This window comes from Parasutterella sp. (assembly GCF_057870745.1).
Window position 1 is genome coordinate 54,721 of record NZ_DBMALT010000009.1, and the last position, 17,556, is coordinate 72,276.

20 protein-coding genes and 1 tRNA gene are annotated in these 17,556 nt (G+C 43.5%); 13 read left to right on the plus strand and 8 right to left on the minus strand.

Annotated elements, in window-relative coordinates; genetic code table 11:
- Window positions 1-36: 36 nt before the first annotated feature.
- From ACZND6_RS03975 to ACZND6_RS04025, 11 genes are read left to right on the plus strand one after another with little or no spacing between them, the layout of a single operon-like run.
- Window positions 37-1,509, plus strand: coding sequence for a hypothetical protein (locus ACZND6_RS03975; RefSeq protein WP_486865613.1), 1,473 nt, complete (start codon window positions 37-39; stop codon window positions 1,507-1,509).
- A gap of 29 nt (window positions 1,510-1,538) precedes the next feature.
- Window positions 1,539-2,261 carry an ATP-binding protein gene (locus ACZND6_RS03980; protein WP_149879680.1) on the plus strand — a complete coding sequence of 241 codons (723 nt, stop codon included), beginning with the start codon at window positions 1,539-1,541 and terminating at the stop codon, window positions 2,259-2,261.
- Window positions 2,258-2,521 carry a hypothetical protein gene (locus ACZND6_RS03985; protein WP_149879679.1) on the plus strand — a complete coding sequence of 88 codons (264 nt, stop codon included), beginning with the start codon at window positions 2,258-2,260 and terminating at the stop codon, window positions 2,519-2,521. The genes ACZND6_RS03980 and ACZND6_RS03985 overlap by 4 nt, the downstream gene beginning before the upstream one ends.
- A gap of 11 nt (window positions 2,522-2,532) precedes the next feature.
- Window positions 2,533-3,417 (plus strand): hypothetical protein, encoded by an 885-nt coding sequence (locus ACZND6_RS03990; RefSeq protein ID WP_149879678.1) that lies wholly within the window; start codon window positions 2,533-2,535, stop codon window positions 3,415-3,417.
- Window positions 3,405-3,677, plus strand: coding sequence for a hypothetical protein (locus ACZND6_RS03995; protein ID WP_149879677.1), 273 nt, complete (start codon window positions 3,405-3,407; stop codon window positions 3,675-3,677). Before ACZND6_RS03990 ends, ACZND6_RS03995 begins: the two co-directional genes overlap by 13 nt.
- A gap of 9 nt (window positions 3,678-3,686) precedes the next feature.
- A complete protein-coding gene (locus ACZND6_RS04000) occupies window positions 3,687-4,316 on the plus strand; it encodes a hypothetical protein (RefSeq protein ID WP_149879676.1) in 630 nt (209 codons plus the stop codon).
- A gap of 14 nt (window positions 4,317-4,330) precedes the next feature.
- Entirely contained in the window at window positions 4,331-5,206 is an 876-nt protein-coding gene (locus tag ACZND6_RS04005; protein WP_155168329.1) for a ParA family protein, read from the plus strand.
- A gap of 14 nt (window positions 5,207-5,220) precedes the next feature.
- The gene (locus tag ACZND6_RS04010; RefSeq protein ID WP_486865612.1) at window positions 5,221-6,324 is read left to right on the plus strand and encodes a ParB/RepB/Spo0J family partition protein; all 1,104 of its coding nucleotides are present in this window, start codon (window positions 5,221-5,223) and stop codon (window positions 6,322-6,324) included.
- Window positions 6,325-6,356: 32 nt separating this feature from the next.
- Window positions 6,357-6,980 (plus strand): plasmid mobilization relaxosome protein MobC, encoded by a 624-nt coding sequence (gene mobC / locus ACZND6_RS04015; RefSeq protein ID WP_155166042.1) that lies wholly within the window; start codon window positions 6,357-6,359, stop codon window positions 6,978-6,980.
- Entirely contained in the window at window positions 6,952-7,263 is a 312-nt protein-coding gene (locus ACZND6_RS04020; RefSeq protein WP_008812115.1) for a hypothetical protein, read from the plus strand. Before mobC ends, ACZND6_RS04020 begins: the two co-directional genes overlap by 29 nt.
- Before the next feature lie 20 nt (window positions 7,264-7,283).
- Window positions 7,284-7,601 (plus strand): HU family DNA-binding protein, encoded by a 318-nt coding sequence (locus ACZND6_RS04025; protein WP_418533468.1) that lies wholly within the window; start codon window positions 7,284-7,286, stop codon window positions 7,599-7,601.
- 134 nt (window positions 7,602-7,735) lie between these two features.
- On the opposite strand, the gene ACZND6_RS04030 is transcribed toward ACZND6_RS04025, so the two are convergent.
- The 7 genes from ACZND6_RS04030 to ACZND6_RS04060 all read right to left on the minus strand — a co-directional run bounded on the left by ACZND6_RS04030 (window position 7,736) and on the right by ACZND6_RS04060 (window position 14,751).
- Window positions 7,736-8,551: a thiaminase II/PqqC family protein gene (locus tag ACZND6_RS04030; RefSeq protein WP_486865611.1), complete on the minus strand. Its 816-nt coding sequence runs from the start codon at window positions 8,549-8,551 to the stop codon at window positions 7,736-7,738.
- A 116-nt stretch (window positions 8,552-8,667) separates the two neighbouring features.
- Window positions 8,668-8,826 (minus strand): hypothetical protein, encoded by a 159-nt coding sequence (locus ACZND6_RS04035; protein ID WP_486865610.1) that lies wholly within the window; start codon window positions 8,824-8,826, stop codon window positions 8,668-8,670.
- A 1,081-nt stretch (window positions 8,827-9,907) separates the two neighbouring features.
- A complete protein-coding gene (locus tag ACZND6_RS04040) occupies window positions 9,908-11,017 on the minus strand; it encodes a restriction endonuclease subunit S (protein WP_418533413.1) in 1,110 nt (369 codons plus the stop codon).
- Window positions 11,014-12,147 (minus strand): HsdM family class I SAM-dependent methyltransferase, encoded by a 1,134-nt coding sequence (locus tag ACZND6_RS04045; RefSeq protein WP_489524404.1) that lies wholly within the window; start codon window positions 12,145-12,147, stop codon window positions 11,014-11,016. Before ACZND6_RS04045 ends, ACZND6_RS04040 begins: the two co-directional genes overlap by 4 nt.
- Before the next feature lie 370 nt (window positions 12,148-12,517).
- Window positions 12,518-13,075, minus strand: a complete 558-nt coding sequence (locus ACZND6_RS04050; protein ID WP_204902007.1) for a hypothetical protein — start codon at window positions 13,073-13,075, stop codon at window positions 12,518-12,520.
- A gap of 91 nt (window positions 13,076-13,166) precedes the next feature.
- Entirely contained in the window at window positions 13,167-14,456 is a 1,290-nt protein-coding gene (locus ACZND6_RS04055) for a tyrosine-type recombinase/integrase (RefSeq protein WP_418534117.1), read from the minus strand.
- A gap of 204 nt (window positions 14,457-14,660) precedes the next feature.
- A tRNA-Ser gene (locus ACZND6_RS04060) sits at window positions 14,661-14,751 on the minus strand.
- A 222-nt stretch (window positions 14,752-14,973) separates the two neighbouring features.
- On the opposite strand from ACZND6_RS04060, the gene ACZND6_RS04065 reads away from it, so the two are divergent.
- On the plus strand, window positions 14,974-15,759 hold the full coding sequence (locus ACZND6_RS04065) for a type 1 glutamine amidotransferase domain-containing protein (protein ID WP_300877076.1): 786 nt from the start codon (window positions 14,974-14,976) through the stop codon (window positions 15,757-15,759).
- Between the two features lie 25 nt (window positions 15,760-15,784).
- Window positions 15,785-16,495, plus strand: coding sequence for an SIMPL domain-containing protein (locus ACZND6_RS04070; RefSeq protein WP_300877077.1), 711 nt, complete (start codon window positions 15,785-15,787; stop codon window positions 16,493-16,495).
- Window positions 16,496-16,539: 44 nt separating this feature from the next.
- Here ACZND6_RS04070 and rpiA read toward each other — a convergent pair whose 3' ends face one another.
- Window positions 16,540-17,235, minus strand: a complete 696-nt coding sequence (rpiA, locus tag ACZND6_RS04075) for a ribose-5-phosphate isomerase RpiA (RefSeq protein ID WP_300877079.1) — start codon at window positions 17,233-17,235, stop codon at window positions 16,540-16,542.
- Window positions 17,236-17,556 lie beyond the last annotated feature (321 nt).

The window sequence follows — 17,556 nt, forward strand, 5'->3', positions numbered from 1 at the left end:
AGGCAATTGATTTTTGTAGGCAACGGGTAGTGCAATATGAGTAAATCCAATCAATTCGAAAGTCCTTGTTACTTTCTATCAGCAGAAGAATATACACAGGACTATTTATCGCTTCCGGAACTTCAACTTGCTTGCCTCTTTAAGTTGCGTTCAGCTTACGCATTAAAAGGAAGTCCATTATCAGAAGATGATATCGAAGGGCTCTACCCAGTTTATACCCCTGTTCATGAAAAGACGTTAGGCAAAGTGCTTAATAAATTTTTCACGAAGAAAGGCGATGTTTTCGTTGACATAAGGATAGAGAGTCAAATCGAGAAGAGAAAAGAGCATCAATTAAACATAGAGCAATTAATTGAAAAAGAAGTTCAAAAACGAGTCGCCCGTGCTCTGGCCGGAATGAAAGGCGGCTTATCGAAAGCCCGGAACCGGAAAAATCAAAATATTTCGGTTTCGGAAGAAGAATTTCTTACTGACGAAGTGCCGGAAGAGCAGCAAGCCATCTGTGAAGAACCGGAAGATTTCAAGCAAACTTCTAGCAAAACTGTAGCAAACCGCTACCAAACTCCTAGCAAAACTGTAGCAAACGGCTGGCAAAATCCTAGCAAAGTTGTAGCAAATGCCAAGCAAACTTCTGGCAAAGTTCTAGCAAACTCCAAGCAAAGCTCTAGCAAACCTCTAGCAAACAGTTACCAAACTCCTAGCAAAACCGTAGCAAACAGCTGGCAAAATCCTAGCAAAGTTGTAGCAAACGCCAAGCAAACTGCTGGCAAAACCCTAGCAAACGAAAATTTTGCTACAAACGAAGCATCTCAACCTGTTGATTTTGTTGAGAATTCAGAAAATTTCCAGAATGCGCCGGATATTGATCCTGAAGACTATCCCTCCCTCGCGTGTGCGCACGTATGCGCGTCCGATAATCCGATTAATCCGATATCTGATAGTTTTTTAATTAATAAAAAAAATAAATCGGAATCGGTATCGGAATCGGTTAAAGAAAAAACTGAAAATTTTAAAAATCAAAATTCGCGCGAAATTGAAAAATTCTCTACCGGAAAAAAATGGACGCTTCAGGAAGCCAAAACGCTTCTGGTTGATTCCGGGTTAGACCAAAAGTTTCTCGAAGCGTGGGTTTCGCGCTCAGACAGAAATCAAACCCGCTTCAATGCGCTTTTTTCCGAGGTTCTTCCACGGTTCGATCAAGAGGCTTTTGACCAGCTGATTGCCAGATGCAAAGAACAAAAACGTTCTGAAGGGGCCATGTTTTCGGGATCAATCGCTTACGTGATCTCCGCGTTGGAAAGAGAAACGGTCACCGTTAAAACACGTCGGAAGAAGAAAAATTCCGAGCGGGATTACACGGAAGGACTGATTCAAAACCCCGACGGGTCTTGGAGCCCCGACCCGAATTACGTTCCGAAGAAAAAAAAGTATTCGGACAGAGACTGGACGGAAGGGTTAATCAAGAATCCCGACGGCTCCTACAGCCTTGATCCGAATTACGAACGCTAACCCCAACGATTACTAACCCAAGGAACGCCATGTCATCTGATACCGATAACGTCCAAAAGACTTTCAAAACCTGTCCGGTTCACGGTACGTCCTACGTGTACTCCATAACGGATGCCTCAGGGACGCGCTACACAAACGGCTGTCCGCTTTGTGAAGCAGAAAAACGCTGTCAGGCCGCGTTCGGCCAAGCGCTGATACCTGCCAGATTCACAGATCAAACCTTTGAAACCTATGAAGTGACGAACGACGGGCAAAGGGCCGCAGTAACCCTTTGCCGAGACTTTGTGAAGCGTTTCGGGGATTACCGTAAAACGGGGCACGGACTGCTTTTGACCGGGCGCCCCGGAACCGGAAAAACGCATTTGGCTTGTTCCTTGCTGAAAGAGATTATTGCCGGAAAGAAAGCAGCGCTTTACACGTCTCTGGATCAAGTCTTTACGGCTGTGAAGGCAACATGGAACTCGACGGATGATTCTCAGAAAAAATATCTCAAAAAACTTGCCGCACTGGATTGTTTGGTCATCGACGAAATCGGTACGAATCGTGAGATTTCACCGAGAGAAAAAGACTTGTTTTTCACGATCATCAATGACCGTTACGAACAATTAAAGCCGACGATCCTCATTTCCAACCTTTCCCTGCGTGGGGAAGATTCCTTAGAAGAATTCTTGGACGAACGCACAGTAGATCGGATCTTTGAGACAAACACTTTTGTCGTTTTCAACTGGGAAAGTTACAGAGGGACAAAATGAAATCAAGACAGCAGAAAAAGTCTTTGGACAGGTTCATTTATGAATCAATGGGAGAGAAGCAGTATTTGATTTCCTGTCTGGACGACGATCTCTTTAAAAAAGCGCTCAAAGGATTCCGAAAAGAATGCCCGGAAATAGATTCAAAAACAAACGGATTCCGAATGTGCCTCGAAGCGCTTCAAGCTTCGGAATTATTCACTGAGATTTCTTTTATCGACCTGCACGGAACGAAATTTCCTTTATTCCGCAAAAAACAGTAACCGAGACAGTCATGCCGAACAACCACAGACAAAAAACAGCCGGAAGCCCCGAACCGGGACTTCCTGCGTTAAACCTCAACGCAGCTGACGGTTATGAAAACCAACTGTCAGCGACCGCCGAGATAATCAACACTAGCAGCGCCAAAGGCACCGCAACTTTAACTTTGAAGGTAAAGCCTTCTCTGTTTACTTGTGTTAATATCTCTACGGAGATTAGCGAGTTCTTCGACTGCATCGCTAGTGCTCCCTTGATTGACTTCGGCTCGACTGTTCTCAGCAGTTGGGCCGTTGCCGTTTTACGGGGTCGAAATGAACACCCGTACCGCCTTTCATCCCTTTCAGGGAATCCCCGGCGAGAATCTTATACCGCCGACAACGACCTTTTCTTTTACAAACAATCAAGGAAATCAGCCGGGGCCCGGCTTTTGCGCCCGGAAAGCCCGCTTATTCCGCGTAGGGCATTTTACAGGAAACCGACGGAATCTCTCTCTGCATTCTTAGCAGAAAAAATGCCGGAACAAAAAAACCGTCCCGGCATCGAGCACTATTCCTTATTTAAGAATAATAGCGCTGCTGCTCCAATTACGGCCAAAGAAACAGAGCCTTCAAAGTTGACAACAAAGTCAGCTCTGACGGATAATTCCCTCAACACGATAAGGAGCAGAAATAGTCGTATAGTTTCACGAGCTTTCACGACTAATCTCCTTGTTCAAGGGCTCGGCGCTTGTCCAAGGCGCATCGAGCCCTGTGTTTTTCTTCCCTTAAGAAAATTAGAAGATTTCATCTCAAAAGGGGCCTCTACCTTCCTTTCGGAAAGCATTCTCCATCGGAAAACAAAAGCGCTTAATCCTACACTTTTTTCCCTTTCCAAGGAGGAAAAACCGTGCGTTGCGTAATCCATCACCTTAATAAATATTGGAAAAAAATTGACTGGGATCAGATTCAGTCCGGTCAGATCAATCCATTGCCGGAACAATTTGAAGTCGTTTTGTTTGCTTACCGTCCGGAAGGCAGTAATCAGCTCTTTAAAACCCGCGGCTACTGGAACGAAACATTTTTCAATGATGTGACATTCACCCTTGATTTTCAGGATGCTTTACTTCACCCGGTCACAAGAGAAGTTGTGGCTTGGCGTCCGTTAAAAAACACTCTCTAGGAGAAATACATGGATTTCAAAACTGTTAAACCTGAAGAGCTTTGTGATCCGATACTGATTGGATACATCACGAAACTGCTGAAGAACGAGGGAGCATTCCCGGAAATATTCGCCTCGGCTTATGAAAATCGAAATGCGAATAATTTGGTATTCAGCGTTCCTTCTGATTTAAGTATTACAGGCAGCCGGATTGATGTAATTGCAGACAGAGCGCACCTTCTTAAAGAACCTCCGTACCGGCCTCACAAATGGAATGCATGGCCTGAAGTCATACCGCCAAGACTGGACACGGAACCGGCAATCAACGGTGAAACCAGAGAATGCGATTATTGGTTGGTCAGGCTGAAAAACGGATCATACCGCACCGGAAAAATTACCAAAGATAAATACTGGGTTCGGTTTGAAAATCAAATTGCTGCGTACAGAGAGTTTTCACCGCGCCCGGCTGAAGCGGTATTAGAGAATCAAACGGAGCTCGATCCCGGCGGCTGGAATGCATACCCGAAATTTAAGCCCGACTCGGAAGAGGTTTACGAAGTCATGCTAAAAGGCGGCTTGCAAAGAAGCGCCGGATGGAAGAAAGGAAATTGGACATTTTATTCTGAAGAAATCACGGCTTTTAAAAAGATCAATGATTAACAAAAGGGGGTACCATGAAAACATTAGCAATCATCAATGAGAAAGGCGGCGTAGGCAAATCATTTATCGCCACGCAATTTGCGCTTTTCTGCCGTTTCAAACTCGGCAACCGGGTTCTTGTTGTTGACTTAGACCAGCAAAGAAACACAAGCGATATTCTGATTAACTCAGGCTTGTGCGTTCCGACCGAAACAACCGCCGGTTTAATCATGAAAAACGGCGGATCGGTGAAGGCTGAAGCGCCCTTCATGGTAATTCCCGGAGACGACAATCTGCTGGAATTGGAAAGCATGAGGGATGCAGCCGGAATCACACAAAATCTTTATTCGGCATTGGACGCCGTGAGCGACAAGTTTGATCTGTGCATTATTGATTGCTCTCCGAGCGCGGACGTCCGCCAGTTGATTGCATTAAGCCTCAGCACGCATTACCTGATTCCTTTCCAAGTCAAAGCCGAATCCATCAGCGGTGTCGAAAAAACCTTAGCGCGAGCAAAGGTAATTCAAGAAAACGTGAACAATTCCTTGGAATTTTTGGGACTGCTGATGAGCATGGTGAAGATGCAGGGCATCCAAAAGAAAAACTTTGAATGGGTCATTGAGCAAACCCAAAATCTGCTTCTGAAGAAATACGAGCCGAAAACCGGAAAGTTTGAAGGCGTGTGCTGCATCTATGACAGAAGCGAATACACTGCAGCTCAGCAGTTTTGCCGTCCCGTATTTTTCAGTGAAAACGGCAAACCAAGACGCGAAGCGCTCGAACTGGCAAGAGTTTGGGTATCAATATTCAAGCAGCTCGGATTAACGCCCCAGAAACAAATTCAAATTAAGAAATCCGAAGACAGTGACAAATTGATAGCAGTTGATGTTCAGCCTGTTGCTGAACCTTAATAAGGGAAACGAAAATGGGATTAAATCTGAACTTAGGCAATATCAATAAAGCAGCTAAAGACTTTACGCACAGACGCTCAGACGTACCTGAGGAGACAATGCGGGATGTCGAGGTCGAAGTCATTAAAGCCGATCCTCAGCAGCCGCGTAAAGAGTTTGACGAGGATGCATTAAAGGAACTGGCAGAAAGCATTAAAGCACACGGCCTTATCCAGCCGATTGTTCTGCGCCCTTCGCCGGAAAAAGATGGCGAGTATTACATCATTGCCGGAGAAAGACGGTTCCGGGCTGTAAAGCTGAACGGAACCAAAACAATCCGCGCAATTGTCAAAAAGACGCTCAAACCGGAAGAAATCGGTTATGTCCAAATGGCCGAGAACATTAAAAGAGCCAATCTGACTGTGGTCGAAATCGCAGAGTTTATATGCCGACAGTTGGAGGCCGGTGATAAACAAGCTGAAGTAGTCGAAAAATTGGGTTTGAATAAGGCTATCGTTTCTCAATATGCCGTATGGCCGGAATTGCCAGAATGCATTAAAAAAGCGTTAACCTCAAAAAAAATCGGTAGTATTCAGTCTGCTTATGCCCTTTTCAAAACTTGGCAGGAATATCCCGAGGAGACAGCGAAATTTGTAGCCGAAAACGAAAAAATCAGTCAAGCTGAAGCCCGAAAGTTTGAACCAAAAAGTTTGTACGTACAAACATTTCAAGACCAAGAAGATATATCTCAGCCTTCAGACCAAGTGTCGGATGAACCTGTTTTAGATACTTCAGTCTCCCCAGCAACGAAAGATATAGTTGCCTCTGAAGAGTCAGAGAATAAGCCGGAAGAATGCGGTTCAATCGACAACTATGAGGAAAAGACCACATCCGACGAAGAAGAACATTCTGAGAAATCTGAAGAGCTTGAAACCGCTGCGGATGACTTTTTGCAGGTGCAATCTGAAGAATCTACTTATAAAAAACCCATGATCCTTTGCCTGATTGAAGGCAGAGAATGCGAACTGCTTTATAAAAAAAGAACGTTGGACGGGTTCGTCGTTGTGAAATATGAGGACGGTACGGAAGAAGAAGTTCCGGCTGAAGATGTGACGTTGAATCGAATCATAGAAGCTTGATAAAAAGGGGCATAGTTCTCCTAAGTCTTGGTATGAATAAAGATAAAACATCAATGAGTGTATGGCTGACGCAGGAAGAAAAAGCGATCTGGAAGCAACTTGCCCGGCTGAACAATATGAATCTTTCTGCTTACACCCACTTCGTCATAAAAGAAGTCATAAAGGAGTCTCTTAATCTGCCGGAGCTAAAAGTATCGCTTAATGTTGAAAGAGAAGGCAGTGAAGAGGAGAAGGTTCCAATCAAGCTCAGAATGACAAAAAGTGAAATGGAGGCTATTGGGAAATTAGCGGCAGTCAGAGGACAAACCCGTCAGGCATTAATCGTATCTGCTGTCAGAGAATTGCTTTTGAATAAATCCCAAATTGATCCGAAAGAGTATCGGTTGATATCGGACTCCACTCTTTCACTGAATCGGATCGGCGTGAACTTGAACCAGATCGCCAGAGTTTTGAATGAGCAGAATAAATCGGGACAATTAAATCCGTCAGACATTGCTGGGATACCGGCGGTCTTGAAACAGCTGAATCAAAAAATAGATCTGCATATCAAAGAGATTGATGAATTTCTTTCGCAGCACAAAGATAGATTAAAAATAAGATCAGCGGTAAAGAAAACGGAGAAGGAAAATGAACGAGTCAGTCAAGAAGTGGCTTGAAGAAAAGCGGGCCGAACTTGCCGGGCGCCGAGATGTCGCTATTTTCATAGAAGCCAAGGACGTTTTGGACGCCATAGAGCAGCTGAGCAAACCTCGTTTATTTTCCGACTCTCGTTTGGTAGAGAGTCTGCGCTGGCAGTATTCAGAATGCGAAACCCGAAAGCAATTTTTGAGGAAAGTGCTCACCGAACAATTCAAATTTGTCGGGCCGAATGCGAATTGTCCGGAGCCGCAAAATACGGACTCTCAAGTTGAAAGAAGAAGAGCCCGAGAAACAAGATAAAATTAGCCCCAAAACCCGAGATATTACTAACTAGTTTCAATTTTTTAAGGAGAAACGAAATGAACAAAACTGAATTGGTTGCAGCCGTTGCCGAAGAAACCGGAAAATCCAAGGCCGACGTCAAAGAAATTTTAGAGGCTCTTATAGCCCAAGTGGTCAAAACGGTAAAGGCCGGAGATGAAATCGCGTTGATCGGTTTCGGTACTTTTAAATCTGCCGAACGTGCTGCTAGAACCGGACGCAATCCGGCCACCGGCAAAGAAATCAAAATTCCGGCTTCTAGACAGCCGAAATTTGTAGCCGGGAAAATGTTCAAGGACGCACTTAACGGGAAATAATTCATAGAAAGTACCATAGTCAAAGGGCCTCTTCGGAGGCCTTTTGACTTCTAGGGTGTTTTCAAAAAGTTGGTTTAGACCAACTGTTTAGCTCTTACAGTTGCCCACAAGCCCTTGCACGCAACTAGAGGAATTTAGTTGTGAAAAGCAGAATCAAAAAATTTTTGTTCCAGATTACATCCTTTTAGGAAGGCCTCAGTCATTTTATTTTTCTCCTTGTCCTTAAGTTTTACTGCATGCTCGTTCAAAAAACCTCTAATTTGATCTACGGTTTTCAGATACTGTGGGCCCCCTAGACCTTCCAACCATGAGTGATAGGGATTCTCAATTAAAATTGCTTTCGCTTGAATCGCTTTTCCAATTTCTCCGTAAACCCAAAAACAGGGGTAAACAGATGCTAATCCAATACTAAAAGAACTATTACGTACTAGATTTGATTCGAATTGAATGTACTCAGAGTTCTCCATACAAGGTTTAATGATAGTGGGAAATTTTTTCTTACCAATGTGCTCGTATAGTTCTTTCGTATACTCGACCAACGCAGCCGCCTCTTTAGAGCTTTTCCTCAGAAAATCAGATTCTTCTCTATTTGATGTTTTTAATGCAAGGTCTGAAAGAACATCTGCGTAATTCTTCAAGTACAAAGCATTCTGTTCCAAATACTTTAGGAAAACTTTCACTGGAAGGTTTCCAGAAATAGCTGATGGAATAAAACCTTTATTTATTATTGAACGAACAGTTTCTAAAGCACGCTTTTCAGCTTCTTCAGTCCACAACTCTTCGGAGCGCACAATATTCGGAATTAACATCGTTAGAGGCAAAAGTAAAAACAAATTTCTCCTTAACATTTTTAGACCTTGGTAGATATGAATCGAAAATTGTATTCCTTGTGTACAGGCAGAGACCTCACACATCGCACATAAAAATTGTTTTGAAGTAAGTGTTTGCACGGTCTCCCTACTAGACAAGTTAGTTTTGACCTCTCTGTTCAAAAAGTTTGTACGTACAAACTTTTTGGCCCTTGCAGTTGCCCACAACAACCCCGGTCGCTACAGCCAGTGTTGGGCTAAGCGCTTCCTTGGGGAAAGTTATGGACAACTGCAAGCAGAGAGGAAGTTTCCCACAAGCCGCTGTAAGCGGCTAAGGAAAACTTGAGATTTAATCTGAAACCCGGATCGACTCGGGACAAAATGACCGGTTCAATCTTCTCAAAAAGTTTATTCAAATAAACTTTTCGGCCCTTGCAGTTGCCCACAGCAAACCCCGGTCGCTACAGCCAGAGATGGGCCAAGCGCTCCCTTGGGGAAAGTTATGGACAACTGCAAGCAAAGCGGAAGTTTCCCACAAGCCGCTGTAAGCGGCTATGGAAAACTTGAGATTTAATCTGAAACCCGGATCGACTCGGGACAAAATGACCGGTTCAATCTTCTCAAAAAGTTTATTCAAATAAACTTTTCGGCCCTTGCAGTTGCCCACAGCAAACCCCGGTCGCTACAGCCAGAGATGGGCCAAGCGCTCCCTTGGGGAAAGTTATGGACAACTGCAAGCAAAGCGGAAGTTTCCCACAAGCCGCTGTAAGCGGCTATGGAAAACTTGAGATTTAATCTGAAAACTGGATCGACCCAGGACAAAATGACCGGTTCAATCTTCTCAAAAAGTTTATTCAAATAAACTTTTCGGCCCTTGCAGTTGCCCACAGCAAACCCCGGTCGCTACAGCCAGTGTTGGGCCAAGCGCTTCCTTGGGGGAAGTTATGGACAACTGCAAGCAGAGAGGAAGTTTCCCACAAGCCGCTGTAAGCGGCTATGGAAAACTTGAGATTTAAACAAAACTCGGATCGACTCGGAACAAAATGACCGGTTCAATCTTCTCAAAAAGTTTATTCAAATAAACTTTTCGGCCCTTGCAGTTGCCCACAACAACCCCGGTCGCTACTGCCAGTGCTGGGGCCAAGCGCTCCCTTGGGGTCAGTTATGGACAACTGCAAGCAGAGAGGAAGTTTCCCACAAGCCGTGTAAATCGGCTGTGGAAAACTTAAGGTCAACTTTAAAAATCAGAGCCCGTTTGCTGCCTCCCTTAGAAAAAAAGAGGCAGCCGGGCTAGGGGTTGAGGGGAGCGCTTAGCGTCCCCTCTAAAAACAAACTAAAAGCAAAAAAGAACTAAGGCAGGATCGCATTTTGGTGTCTAGTCTAAAGACCTAGACGCCAAAATGCATCAGCACCTCGCTATCTCTCGGTCGAAAATTGGAAATTTTCGGCTGTCCTGCCCACCGCTGTCGCGGTCGAAACCTTCGGTTTCGGGGAAAATTAATTTTGAAGAGTATGGTAGCTTTCTAGCCTATTGTTTGTGAAGTCAACGACAGCTTTTACGATTAGCTTTTTTACTGCCGAGATGACAAGCTTCATTAGTTCATAATCTGGGCGTCCATCTTTTTCAGGTAGCAAAATGTTTAAAGCATCGGCATCTTTTGCATAGAAATTCCGGCCGTAATCGAATTGACCATTGTGTGACGACTTATGAATTGCGCTGGTAACGAAAATAGCAGCATCCTCTTTCAGCTTTTCCGTATGTACCACCGCAACATGATCATCAGCTCCGTACTCATAGCTGCGATACTTGGCAGAACCAAACATATCTATGGTGGCCGTGTTTTTTGCAAAAACGGTGACCTTATTACCGATAAAATCAGAAACACCTTCATCTGCTTCGCCAGCGGTGACAAACGGAAGATTTCCCGGAACCCTGTCTTCGCTTTTAAGCCGCTTGCCTCTGGTGGATTTGCCGAATAGGGATTTAAGGTTATAACTCTTATACTTGATGTTGCCTAGGTTATTTAGCGCATTTTTCTCTTCAGCCGTCAACCAGTAGTTTTTTAAACCATTTCTGCTTAGGTATTGATCGAGCCCAATAAAGAACTCGCGCTCAAGTTCAGAAATGAAAGAGTTTATAAAGTTCAAATCAATTTGATTGTTTTCTTGTATTGGAAGATTAAAAATTTGATTGCCAATTGTTTTGACATTAAATCTTGAGCCTCCCCAAGAAAAATTAGAAAAAGCTTTGTTCAAAGAAGTTATAAAAAAAAGAGCTTCTTTTTGACCAAAATACTGCAACGTTGACTTTAGAATTTTTATTTTATCGCCAGTGAAGTAAGGTTTATTTTGATAAAACAAAGTTGCAGTGTCTTGACCGAACGAAATGGTATTTCCTTCATTGAGGAATTGCTCATTTTCCTTAAGATAGCCTCTCTGCCCGTTATTGCTTCCAGAACGGATGATGTATGGATGAAGACCACGTTCTAATACAGTGACTTTGTTGGCATCGAACCTTTTAATTGACGATTTGATTTCAAATAAGTCCTTTAGATGAAATCCTCCCCACTTAGCCTGAACAACTTGTTGGCTAAGTGGGGAACTCATTTTCCCAACAAAAAGTTCTCCTCATGGTTGTTTTTGAGTAGATTAGTGATTTCCCAAGCTAAGTAATCAGAAATTGTTTTTTTGAAATCCTCTAGCTTAGGCTGGGTATCAACGGGTGCACTTTGATTCCAATCTGCTCCGCTTTTAGGATCAATCTTTCCTTCGTAGTATTCTTTTTCTGTAAGATATTTAAGCTTTTCTTTACCAAACCTTACAAGCTGGACAACTTCCTCATACCTATCTTTGGCGTGGTCGGTGTCTTTGAGATTGACGCTGGCTTTTTTGCGGTTTGTTCGAGTGTACCCATCATTAGAAAAGTCGATGAACTTTACGGTGTCATCAGCTTGATGTGGCTCATTGACGCGGAAAACATAGACGTAGGTCTGCACGTTTGATTTTCCGATAAACAAGTCAATTGGCATCTTGACACTTGCCAATAAAGTATGTTTTTCTAGGATTCTTCGGTTGTAGTCGCTTGCTTTTCCGCTTCCGGACGAGCCTTGAATAATGATGGCAGCGTAGCCCTTTTCCATCATTCCCAAAGCCTTTTCTACGAAAATCATTCCGTTTCCGGCAGCGGAATAGGGAGGATTAAGAACAAAAGCAGTGGCTGGGAATTTTTCTGTTATTTTTCCGAAGCCATATTTCCCGTCGAAATCGTGCAATGAATCCTTATTAAGAATGTTGGAGCTGCCGTCCCCCATAAGAATCATGTTGAGAATAGCCAACATATAAATACTTGGAAGCACCTCTAAACCGAGCAGTTGTTCGGCCCTAATAGTTGCTTCCTTTCGGGCTAGTTCTTCCGGGGAACTAATTTTGTTTTTTGCATCTATTAACATCTCATTCATAGCTGCAACCAATAACCCGGCGGACCCAGTGGCAAAGTCCCAAACGTAGGAATTCATATCCACTCTGGCTAACTTAGCCAGAAGTTTTGCAACATAAGAGGGTGTTAAAACGACATCATTTAATTTGTCTTGTGAAAAACCGAGCCAACCGTACATTTCATTAAAGAGTTTGCCGGTAAAGTCGGTAGTCAAGCCTATTTTGTAATAACGGCCAAGGTCATCAACAATCTTATTAAAGACTCTTTTAAGCTGAGTCTCACCGGCAGTGATTTTGTTCAAGTTATCGCTGGTTAAAGTGTTTTGAAGGGTTCTGACGATGAGGTCCCTTTTCGTATCCGGTAGGGCCTTTTCCGTCAAAAATGCTTTAATTTTTCTGAGAATAATTTCCCCGTCTGTATTGCCGGGTTCCGGCGAAGATTTCAGATCTTCTTTTTCTAAAGCCTTTACTTTTCCGGGAACTCCAAGAGTGGCAATGATGGAGGAGGCAACGAGATAAACCCGGTCATTTTCAGACAAGTTTTTTTCGTTCTGATAAATGTCGTTGTTTAACTTTACTAAGCTGGCTTTAATTTCTTGTTCTTTTCGCTCTCTTAATTGCTCTAGTTGTTCAGCGCTGATATTTAAGGTTTTAACTTTCTCAATAAACTTGTCAAATTCGGGGGGGGGGTAAGAATGATAGATCTGTGTACTCCCCGACTTTTTGTCCTACACCCAAATTATTTTTAGAGACGTAATAAACCGCAATTGAGTGTTTTAGTTTTCCCAGCTCGTCTTTGTAACCCGTCATCCCAATGGCAATGATATCGGTGTAGCTCGTATGGTGGAGCAGAGCGTTTGCATAGTGGACAGCACCGTTTACCGCAAAAGATTTGATGTTTGAATAGTTTGGTTCATTCCGAGCTGTTAAGTTGTCAATGTTCCCGCAAGAGTCGAGTTTTTCAAGCTTACCTTTATAACCTTTGTATTCGATAAGAACGGGCCAATAGTTGAGGTTTTTATCTTGTAGCAGCAGTTTTGCGTCAGGTCTATTTCCTCCTTTTCCTCCGCTTTTGGATAAATATTCGTCCAGTGCCTTGTCGATTTCTGTGTTTAACGGCTCTTGTTCAAGTTTGTAGTCTAAGTTATAAGATTTCATCCACCCGTTAGCCAGATCGGCAATAAGCGGTTCCACAGATCGAACTTTATTTTTGGTAACTGTTTTAGTCATGCGAAAAGAAAGATTTCATTTTTTAGTCAATTGGCCTAAGAAAAGACCGTCCCGTTACCATTCTAAAGAATTGTGTATTTGCTTTTCACTGCTATAGGAGCTGGGTACAAAACTTTCCCCATTCCTCCATCATATTCCTGCGTTCCTGCTCCATTTTGCTTCTGTCATAAGCTCCCTTATAAGGGTCGTTACGCTGGTGCAGCATATTGAGCTTTATGGCCTCTTTGTCGAATTTTTTGTTATTACCGAGCTCGTCGTCTTTTGCCCAAGTCTCAAAGCAGCTTCGAGCAGTCGCGTGTTGAGTGGCGATACATTCTTTTCCGGTTCTTTTTGATTTTTCCTTGTCGATCCAGCCGATTCCGTCAAGAAGTTTCTTTCTTGCGTGAGCTTTCCGAATGACTTGATTCATAGCCATGTCGGAATAAGCTCTTCCGAAGGCATTGCAAAAGACGTAGGGACTATCGGTGAATCGAACAACTTTTTTAAGCAGGTTTACAGCGGCATCATTTAAGAAGATTATTCGGGAACGATTTTTATCCTTTACCTTGTCATCCTCGGGCGGAATATTCCAAATTTTTTTCTCAATATCAATGTCTGACCATTTGGCATTTCTTACGGCCTTGGATCTGGCAGCAAGAAAAATAGAAAACAGAAGCATTTCAGAAGTTCTGCCTCTGACAGAGCTGATGTCTTTTACGAATTCGGGTATTTCGTGAAAATCCAAACCTGCAAAATTTTCTTCTTGTTTTCTGCTTTTGCTGTAGGGTTCCAACAGAACGCCGAGAGCCCCGGATAAATCAGCAGGGTTCTCGCGATCTTGTCTAATACGCAGTGCAATAGCCCATCGAAAGATAGAACGTACATCTGCTAAAACCTTGGATGAGGTAGAAGGGCTTCTGCTCCAAATCGGCATCAAGAGATTTCTAATATCCTCTGTTTGGATGTCCTCGATAGCCATATCACCGATTCTGGGCAAGATATGATTCGTTAATCGGCTTAAAGTATTGGCTTCGCCTTTAACATTGTCCTTCCAAAAATTGTTCTGGGCGCGCTCCTTAACCCAATCCAAGGCGCACTTGCGAAAACTTACTTTTTGTTCCTCAGAATCTTTCTTTTGCGCAGCCGCCTCCCGCTCTTCCTGCGGATCGACTCCTTTTTCTAAAAGTTCCAATATTTCAAAACCTTTTTCTCGGGCTTGAGCTAAAGAAATAAAATCAGCGCTGCCGAGTCTTATCAGCTTTCGTTTGCCGGAAAAGGTGTATCGGAGAAAATAAGTTTTGCTTTTTTGTTTGACCCTTAGCTGTAATCCTTTAGGCCCGGTAACGGTGTGGCAGCCAATTTCTTTAATATTTTTTATTTCAGTTGCAGTGCTTAGTCTCATTTAAAACCAATCCCTCTTCTGATCCGAGAAATAGAATTCCGGGTGACCACTTTAAAAAACAGGTGACCAATTAGGTGACCATTTATTTGCGGATGTATGCGAACCTATGCGAACTCATACGAACTCTTAATGTTACAAATGTTTTGCAACAATGAAGATTTTAGGGGATTTGCGAACTGATACGAACTTATGCGAACTAATGAATGGCGGAGAGGGGGGGATTCGAACCCCCGAAACCTTTAAAGGGTTTACACGCTTTCCAGGCGTGCGCCTTAAACCACTCGGCCACCTCTCCAAAAGAGAATTGAATTCTATAGGAAAAAAAAATCCTTGTCATCTCGAATGAAAGAAAAAATGATGAAGTTTTCTTCTGTGATAGTCCAACGCTCTGATTGCAATAGAAAAGATTTTGAAAATTATTTTTCTTTTAATTTTTTCCCATTGTGGAAGAAGAGTAAAATTAAGGGTTATCCCGAGAAATACAATCCAAAATAACTCGAGAATGAGGAGATTAAAAATGAGGATGTTGCGTAGGAACGCATTGTCGTTCTTAACTTGTATGCCAATTGCAGCGGCTGTCGGAGGAGCTTCGGTTGCCTCTGCGGCGGTTCCTGAGGAAAAACCAAAGACGCTAGGCAAAATTCTTTTTGTGGTTACCAGTCATGGAGATTTAGGAAACACCGGAAGAAAGACCGGCTACTGGCTCTCAGAAGTGACACACCCTTGGAAAGTTCTTAGGGACGCCGGTTACGAAATTGACTTTGTCAGTCCCAAAGGCGGCGAATGTCCGGTTGAGGGCCAAGACGCTTCGGATCCCATTAACAAGGCTTTTGCTCAGGACCTTTCCGCACAGAGAAAAATCAACTTCACGATGAAACCGTCGGAGGTAAAGCCTGAAGAATATAAGGCGATCTTTTTTGCCGGTGGTCATGGTGTCATGTGGGATTTTCCTAACAATAAACAGTTGGCTGAGATAACCTCTAAGATTTACGAGCAAGGCGGAGTGGTAGCTGCTGTTTGCCACGGACCGGCCGGATTAGTGAACGTGAAACTTTCAAACGGTAAGTATCTTGTGGATGGAAAGAAAATCAACAGCTTTACAAATTCGGAAGAAAAGGGTATTGGTTTAGATAAGGTCGTCCCGTTTGCATTGGAAACCGCTTTAGTAAAGCATGGAGCAAAATTCCAGTGTTCTGATAACTTCCAATCCCACGTCGTTGTGAATGACAGGGTGATTACCGGACAGAATCCCATGTCGGCGATGGCCGTAGGCGATGCGGTTCGTACCGCACTTCAAAATTAATGTGTAAGTAAAGAGAGGATAGGTCGTGGAAGGAAAAATTATTCCCAGCATTATCCTGGCCGCCGGGTTCATAGGCGGTGTTGCCCTCTTCGGAAATCAAGTCGGAGACGGTGTTAATGCGCTCTTAAATAAAGACCGCATAGTGACGGTTAAAGGTCTTTGCGAAAAAGAAGTCAAAGCAAACCATGTTATTTGGCCGCTGAGTTTCAATGAAATGGGCAATGATCTCGCAACGGTTTATGACAACCTTGAGAAAAAGCAAAGCACGGTTTTTGAGTTTTTAAAGAAAGGAGGAATTGAGCCTTCTGAAATCTCTTTGGCCGCACCGAAAGTCAACGACACTTTGGCAAATAATTACGGCCCTAACCGGCCGCCGTTCCGCTACATCATTACTCAAGTCATCACGATTGCGACGGATAAAGTAGATACGGTCCGAAAGCTTATAGAAGCTCAGAGAGAACTTCTGAAGCAAGGTGTCGCTTTGACAAATGACTATAGCTATATGACGAATTATTCGTTCACAGGTTTGAATGAGATCAAACCCAAGATGATCGAGATTGCTACAAAGAACGCCAAAGAGGCAGCTAAAAAATTTGCTGAAGATTCCGGCTCTAAGCTCGGAAAGATCAGAAGAGCAAATCAAGGTGTTTTCTCTATCACGGATAGAGATGACAACACGCCCTTCATAAAGAATGTTCGTGTTGTAACGACGGTCGAATACTTCTTGAACGACTAAAAAGAGAGCGGCGCTAAAGGCGCCGCTCAGTCGTTAAAACTTAATTACTTACCTCTGCGGGAAGAGAAGAAACTCTTCTTCGGTTTTGTGACTTTAATGCCGGCTTCTGAAGCGACGAGAAGTACGTCGGCGCCTCTGTTGGCAAAAATTCCGCAGGTGACGACGCCTGGGAGCTTATTGATTGCGTTTTCCAGCAACTGCGGCTCTTTGATTTGAAGGCCGTGGACATCAATGATGTTATTTCCGTTGTCTGTAATAAAGTCACGGACAACCGGATGACCGCCCAAATCTTCTACAGCTCTGGATACGGAGCTGATGGCCATCGGAATCACTTCTAAGGGCAGAGGGAAAGCGCCGAGCTGCTTAACAACTTTGCTTTCATCGGCGATACAAACAAATTTTTCAGAAGCCTGAGCCACAATCTTTTCGCGGGTCAGAGCTCCGCCGCCGCCCTTGATCATGCAGAAATTGCCGTCAATTTCATCGCAGCCGTCAATATAAACGGGAATGTAATCAACGATATCATTCAAATCACAGACAGGAATACCGTAGGCGAGCAGCTGACGAGTCGTTGCTTCGGAGCTGGAGATGCAGCCTTTTACCTTCTTGCCGGAAGTGGCCAATTCAGTAATGAAAAATCCCACCGTTGTTCCGGTTCCCACGCCAAGATATTCTCCTTCGACAACATATTCGAGGGCAGCTTTGGCGGCCATCTGCTTAAGTTGATTCTGTAATTCCATTGTTTTTCCCGAAATAAAAAGAGGCGCCTAAAAGCGCGTGTTAGGGATATTTTAGCTATGGGAAAGGGCCTATCTAATGAACCTTGCTACATTTTGAGAGGCGATTAACTGAGGATGCCTTTTTTGAGAGGATTGCTAGCAAGGATGCGGAGTGGGGAACTTGAAAATTAGTAAAATTGATAAGAAAAGTACAAATATCCCGTATTTTTGAATTATTTGTCCTGTCTTTAGTAACGATTTAGTGGTTAATCTTATTTAATTGCCGCCCAAATGAACAGAGCGGTTTTCCTTTACCCTTACTTTAATTTTAAACTTATCGTA